General features: G+C 41.5%; 5 protein-coding genes. 1 reads left to right on the top strand and 4 read right to left on the bottom strand.

From position 1 onward, the window contains the following. The 4 genes from WKF69_RS16820 to sppA all read right to left on the bottom strand — a co-directional run. Window positions 1-469, bottom strand: a 469-nt coding sequence (locus tag WKF69_RS16820) for a histidine phosphatase family protein (protein WP_340383387.1), incomplete at its 3' end; no start/stop codon positions are given. Further along, complete coding sequence (locus tag WKF69_RS16815; RefSeq protein ID WP_340383386.1) at window positions 462-1,550, bottom strand: glycosyltransferase family 9 protein; 1,089 nt, start codon at window positions 1,548-1,550, stop codon at window positions 462-464. The genes WKF69_RS16820 and WKF69_RS16815, both read right to left, overlap by 8 nt. Then, entirely contained in the window at window positions 1,547-3,214 is a 1,668-nt protein-coding gene (locus WKF69_RS16810) for a DNA polymerase/3'-5' exonuclease PolX (protein ID WP_340383385.1), read from the bottom strand. The genes WKF69_RS16815 and WKF69_RS16810 overlap by 4 nt, the downstream gene beginning before the upstream one ends. 353 nt (window positions 3,215-3,567) lie before the next feature. Next, the gene (sppA, locus tag WKF69_RS16805; RefSeq protein WP_340383384.1) at window positions 3,568-5,337 is read right to left on the bottom strand and encodes a signal peptide peptidase SppA; all 1,770 of its coding nucleotides are present in this window, start codon (window positions 5,335-5,337) and stop codon (window positions 3,568-3,570) included. An 87-nt stretch (window positions 5,338-5,424) separates the two neighbouring features. On the opposite strand from sppA, the gene folK reads away from it, so the two are divergent. After that, entirely contained in the window at window positions 5,425-5,907 is a 483-nt protein-coding gene (gene folK / locus WKF69_RS16800; protein ID WP_340383383.1) for a 2-amino-4-hydroxy-6-hydroxymethyldihydropteridine diphosphokinase, read from the top strand. Window positions 5,908-5,953: the final 46 nt, after the last annotated feature.

The raw sequence follows: 5,953 nt of genomic DNA, 5'->3' as shown, positions 1-5,953 counted from the left end.
AAAAGATTAATTCTCCCGTTCCAGCACTCACCATAGCCCAATCATCGAAGGGAAATTCTATCAGCACCATACCGCAAGTTGGAATATTATGCAGGTCCTTGTTGCAGAGATTACTAACCACACTCGTTATACCGGGGTTGTGGCCAAACAGAGCGGTGAAAGAATAATCGTTATCGAGATTATTGATTACATCCATTAAAGTAGAGGTCAGAGCCTCATAGATTTCCGATTCTTTTACAATATCTGTTTCCAATCCAAGCTCTTTCGCAAAATAGCGGGCTGTTGTTATAGCCCGGACAGCCGGACTGCTTACAATCTGGTTCGGCTTCATACCTTTTTTTAAAAGGCGCTTTGCCATTTCAGGAGCGTTTTTTTCTCCTCTTGAATTAAGCGGGCGATCGAAATCTGAAAGTTTAATATTGTCCCAATCGGATTTGGCGTGGCGAACCAGTAAAAGTTGTCTAGACATGGGCTTGTTGGTTAATTGCTGCAAGATCAATTTTATTCATGCAATTAAAATGCCCAAAAGGACATTTCTGGTATCCAATTTTCGAACAGGGCCGACATTGGAGACCTTTCACTTCATATATGTAAGATTCATCTACCATATATGGATACATTCCAAACTCAGGAACAGTGTTTCCCCAAATGGAATGGATCGGCTTTTTAAAGGCTGCTGCAATATGCATCAAGCCTGTATCATGTGTAATAACGCATCCGGACATTTTAACCAGAAAAGCAGACTGATCCAGCTTAAACTTTCCGCAGCCATTGAATACATGATCTCCAGCGCCTGCCGCAATCATTTCACCGCGTTCCATATCTTCAGGACCGCCAAGTAAAACTACCGGCTGTTTTATTAATTGGCATAGCTCTATTAAACGCTCTACCGGCAGCCTCTTTGTGGCGTGCTGGGCGCCAACGACCAGCGCGATGTATTGCTGATGCGAAGGAGGAAGGAGCTGCCCCAGATCGTGATTATTTATTAAGAAATAGTCAAGACCAGCATTATCGTTCTTTACACCCAGGAACTCTACAGTTTTTAAATATCTGTCAACAATGTGTTCTTTAGGAAGGACGTTTAGTTTGAAGGACACCAACATCCATTTTTGCCAGTTCAGTTTATTAAACGAGGACGCAGGCTTTCCCAGTCTTCTTTTGATGTAAAGGGTGCGGATGTTGTGGTGAAGATCAACAATATGATCAAAGTCTTCCAATTTTAGGTTTGCTACCGTTTCTGATAATGAATCCTTCAAAAAATGAATTTTATCTATATATGGGTTTCCCGAAAGCACCGACTCAAATGCATTTTTGGTTAGATAATGCAGCTCAACACCGCTTACCTGTTCTTTGACACAGCGTATAACCGGTGTGGTTAAAACAATATCTCCGATTGAGCTGAACCGAATAATCAGAACTTTAAGTTTATCCTTTTTCAAATCAGCTAGGTTTTCATTGGACTGTAAATTGTTTTTTATCGGCAATGAACCTGCCTGCCGGCAGGCAGGGCTTGCATGAGCTTGTATAATTATTTTGAGCGGTAAGCTCATGCAGGTCTGTTAAATAAGGTCTTAACCTGCTCCAGATCCATTGCATTCAAACAGGTAAGTTTAGATACGCCACCTTTTCGTGCAATTAAAGTACCATAATGCATATCATAAAAACCTTCCTTGCGGTGCGCATCCGGATTTATAGATAAAAGAACACCCTTCTCAATAGCATATTGCTGCCATCGCCAGTCCAGATCCAGTCTTAAAGGATTGGCATTTATCTCGATTATCACATTATTTGCAGCACATGCGTCTATTACCTTTCGATGGTCTATTGGATATCCGCTTCTGCTGAGCAGCAGCCTGCCCGTAGGATGCCCTAAAATAGTTGTGAAGGGATTTTCGACAGCTTTAATTATACGCCCGGTCGCTTTTTCTTCGCTCATTTTTAAAATTGAGTGTACTGATGCTACTACAAAGTCGAAAGTTGACAGTACATCATCTGAATAATCCAGAGAACCGTCGTATAGAATGTCTGACTCAATTCCTTTAAAGATATGGAACGGGGCAAGCTTGATATTCAACTCATCAATCTCGCGCTGCTGGGCTGCAACACGGATCTCATTCAGGCCATTGGCATAAAATGCTGACCTGGAGTGATCGCAAATGCCCAGGTAAGTTAGTTTTAATTCGTTCCGGCAGAACACAGCCATTTCTTCCAGGGTGTGTACACCGTCACTCCATGTACTGTGATTGTGTAAAGTCCCTTTGAGATCAGAATAAGAGATCAGATCAGGTAATTTATTGGCAGCTGCAAGTGCAAACTCATTAAGACCTTCACGCAACTCCGGCTCAATAAATGGAATTTCAGCCAGTGCGTAAATTTCCTGTTCGCTTTTGCCGCCGACATCGGTGTTTACCAATTTTAATGCCAGCTCATCTGTATGTTCTTTATTTCCTGTGTGCAAAATCATTTGCCAGCCTAGCACATCCGTATTGCAGAAGATCAAATTTACTTTGATGCCGAACTCAGTCTCACATGCTATTGTATTGTCAGTTACCAGACCGGCTGTTAATCCTGCTTTTTCAAGGATTACAACAATTTCATCGGTAATTGGGTGCGTTGTTAATATATCCAGAGAGTCGATGATCTCACATCTTCTGCGATACTGTCCCGTGAGGAATAACTGATCGGTATTAAGTTCATTTTTGAGATTCTGAAGCATTACTTCTGCAAAATGTTCAACCCTCGCATAAAGGAAGCGGCCGCTGCTGGCCATTGTAAATTCAATAGCTTTTTTTATTTCCTCCTGAGTTTTAAGACCAAAACCTTTTGCTTCGATCAGACGGTTTTCATTGCAGGCATAATAAAGCTCACCTACATTATCTATTTCAAGGTCTTTCCAAATTACCACAACCTTTTTTGGCCCCAAACCCTTTATACGTATCATCTCAACTATGCCGGGAGGAGTTTGTGCAAGCAGTTCGCTTAGTTCAGGAATTGAATTGGTTTCCAATAGTGCCCAGACCTTGGAAGCTGTACTTTTGCCCAGGCCATCAATCAGTTCCATTTCTGCAAGGCTTTTCGCTGAAATAGGATAGGGCAGCTTGTCAACCTTGAATGCAGCGTTGGCTATCGATTTGATTTTAAATGGATTTTCATCATGAAGCTCCATTAGCTGGCTCAGAAGGCGTAAGGTTCTTGCTATTGTTTTGTTTTCCATGGACTATTGTCGGATCAAAAATACAGAAATGTATTTAAGTGGTAGGGTAGTACATTCAAGCCCTACCAGAATATCCACGCTATGAGATCCCATTTACAGACTAGTGCTTCATGTACGCTGTGCAAGCAAACTTTAATAGTAGTATTAACCAGGCCATTTAAACCCGATCGCAGCAAGTAGCTTTTGCCATCGAAAATATTATTCTCAACGAGTTATTTATGGCAAAACTACTGCGTAGAGCGGGGCTACCTGTACAATTGAAATGCAGGATCTGCTTTCCCGAAGGATATAATTATCCACTTAATTCAATTTAGCGAACATATATATATTTAAACATCGAAAAAATCAATTCCCTATCTGATCGTAATATTATACGGTATCCTGGTTTGGATTCCTGAAACACTTAAAGCAGATTTCAGTTGCTCGTAATAAGTGAAATTATCTCCAAGCTCCTTTTTCGCAAAATATATGCGGACCTTATCTGCTGAACTATCAAAGAATGATTTGAAAGGATCTACCTGTGTTGGATAGCTTACTATTTTATAATCGCTGAGTTTGGCTTTTTTTGCAGCGGATGCTATGGCATCATCTATGTCTCCTAGTCTATCGACCAGACCATTATTCAAAGCCTCTGTTCCGCTCCACACACGTCCTTGTCCGATGCTATCGATGTATGCCTGGGATTTCTTTCTTCCATCAGCAACTTTTTTCGTGAACGTATTGTAGGTCTTATTTACTTCATGCTGAAAGATCAGTCTTTCATCTTCAGTAAGCGGGCGGCTTACATCACCAAGGTCTGCATACTTGCCGGTTTTTACTCCGTCAAAAGTAATTCCAAGCTTGTCGTTAAAGAATTTCTGCATATTCGGTATGATGCCGAATACCCCGATTGAACCGGTAATGGTGTTAGGCTGGGCAAAGATTGAATCTGCAGCGCAGGCGATGTAATATCCACCTGAAGCAGCAACATCTCCCATAGAAACGATCACTGGCTTAATTTTTTTAGTTAAGACAACTTCTCTCCACATTACGTCAGAAGCAAGCGCGCTTCCTCCGGGAGAGTTAACCCTAATTACAACGGCTTTAATTTTATCATCAGTGCGGGCTTTGCGGATGGCTCTGGAAATCCGTTCTGAACCCATAGTATTATCATTGCCTTCTCCGCTGATTATCTCCCCGTTAGCATAGATAACGGCTATTCTATTTGATGAGGTCGAATTATCTTTATCGCCTTTAGCAGCGTACTCTTCGATACTCACAGATTTAACTTCTTTCTTTTTGTTGATTCCTGTACGTGATTTTAACTCATCAAGAACCTGGTCCTTGTAAAGGAGACCATCGATCATTTTAAATAACACTGCATCCTTAGGGTCTCTAACTTTTGCACTGTCGGCAATAGAGAATAGGGTAGCTTTCGATATCTTCCGGCTTTCGGAAATCTTTGATAAGAAGTGATCATACATTGACCCAAGGAACGAAGTAACCTGCCGGCGGTTTGGCTCACTCATTTTCTCAAGAATAAACGGTTCAACAGCACTCTTATACGTACCAACTTTAATGATCTGCGCTTCTATACCCAGTTTGTCAAGCGATCCTTTGAAAAACATGCTTTCTGCACTCAGGCCCCTAAAATCTACCATTCCTTCCGGATTCAGATATATTTTGTCAGCAGCTGAAGCGAGATAATAAGCACCTTGGGAGTATACTTCGCTATAGGCGATAACAAACTTGCCGCTTTTTCTGAAGTCAAGTAATGCGTTTCTGATCTCTTCAATGGTAGCAAAACCAGCTGAGACTGAGGATGCGTCAAGATATATTCCCTTTATATTCTGGTCGGTTTTTGCGGCCCGGATTCCGGAAAGGATCTCTTTCAAGCCGAGCGTTTTTTTGCTCTCAAAACCCATAAAGCTGAACTCTGAGAACGGGTTTTTATCTGCCCGTTCCGTAATAGGGTAGTCAAGGCTCATATGCATGACACTATTGGCCGAGACTTCGACATTTCCATCACTTCCAGCGGAGGCAACGATAACAGAAATAAATAGTATAAAGAGGATGAAAATCGCTAAAAATGATAGTATCATACCAACCATTGAGGCGAAAACAAATTTGAAAAATTCTTTCATATAAGGGTCAAATGTTTTAACTATGCAAGTATACTAAATAACAGATGCTGTCCTTGTTTATTTGTTACAGAACCCGGCTAAAATAACATGTCTATCGCATATTTATTACTTGGGAGCAATCTGGGAAACAGCCTGAAATACCTCTCGGACGCGTCTGTCCTCATTGGCCTTCGATTGGGAACAGTTAAGGAGACATCTTCGCTCTACCAAACTGCATCATGGGGGAAGCATGATCAGCCGGATTTTATCAACCAGGTTTTAGCCATCGAAACACAACTGAACCCGGGGAATCTTCTAAAAGGTGTGTTGACTATCGAGCGCGAACTAGGCAGAGAACGCAGCGAACGATGGGGCTCGAGAACTATAGACATTGACATTTTATTGTTTTCAGATCAGATTATCGACCAGCCAGCTCTCAAGGTTCCCCATCCATTTCTTCATGAGCGCAGGTTTAGCCTGGAGCCCCTGTGTGAGATAGCCCCGAACCTTATTCATCCATCATTAAAGAGGCCTTTAATCGATTTGTTGAATGATTTGTCTGATAGTTTGTGGGTAAAAAAGTTATCTTAGCGAATATTTATTGATCATGTCGCAAAATCAATCTCAAAATAAACCT

The sequence above is a fragment of the Daejeonella sp. genome, assembly GCF_037719425.1.
Taxonomy (GTDB): domain Bacteria; phylum Bacteroidota; class Bacteroidia; order Sphingobacteriales; family Sphingobacteriaceae; genus Daejeonella.
This window is presented reverse-complemented; position numbering and strand designations above follow the sequence as displayed.

Bases quoted from the DNA above. Each gene is read 5' to 3' on its own strand.
- sppA (WP_340383384.1), bottom strand. From the start codon at position 5,337: ATGAAAGAATTTTTCAAATTTGTTTTCGCCTCAATGGTTGGTATGATA.
- WKF69_RS16810 (WP_340383385.1), bottom strand. From the start codon at position 3,214: ATGGAAAACAAAACAATAGCAAGAACCTTACGCCTTCTGAGCCAGCTA.
- WKF69_RS16815 (WP_340383386.1), bottom strand. From the start codon at position 1,550: ATGAGCTTACCGCTCAAAATAATTATACAAGCTCATGCAAGCCCTGCC.
- folK (WP_340383383.1), top strand. From the start codon at position 5,425: ATGTCTATCGCATATTTATTACTTGGGAGCAATCTGGGAAACAGCCTG.